Here is a 630-nt window from a genome sequence, read left to right on the forward strand (position 1 = left end):
TCAGAGTGGTTAACCCCTGCGCGAGTTTAACGGCCAACTGTTCTGTCCCCGATCCTTCTGGAACGGTGCCACGTACTAAGTCTGCGACTTTTGAGCCTTTGTTCACTCCGCCGATACTGGTGACAGAAGCCACTAAATCAGGGCGTACAGAGGCTACATAACGCGCTGTTGGGCCACCATGGCTGTGACCAATGAGGTTCACTTTGCTAGCACCTGTGGCGGCGAGTAAGGTTTCGACTTGAGAAAGAAGCTGCTCACCGCGGGCTTCGCTACTGTTTGTCGCAGAAACTTGTGCCACATAAACTGTAGCGCCATCTTTGGTTAATGAGTGAGGGATACCAAAGAAATAATCCACGCCAGCCAGCGAGTCAAAGCCGAATAAACCATGAATCAACACAATGGGGTATTTGGTTTGCGTATAGCTAGTGGCGGCGTTGGCTGAAGCAATCGGCAGGGTAATTAGAGTAAAAAGCAACACTGCTATGAGTTTGAGTTTCAAAGTTATCTCCTTGTGGTATGACCTCTTATGAGTGATAAAAGGTAGGAGACAAATTGAGAAGATGGGAAGTCTTCATGAAGCACATGTTTTTATTCTGTGATTGCTCAAATGAAAAACAACACAAATGATGA

At 46.8% G+C, this 630-nt stretch carries 1 protein-coding gene; it reads right to left on the reverse strand.

Annotated elements, in window-relative coordinates:
* Positions 1-499 (reverse strand): triacylglycerol lipase (locus tag R8N49_RS28215; protein ID WP_318190580.1); only part of this gene is annotated, 499 nt, incomplete at its 3' end.
* Positions 500-630 lie beyond the last annotated feature (131 nt).

The organism is Vibrio sp. 1978 (assembly GCF_033344345.1).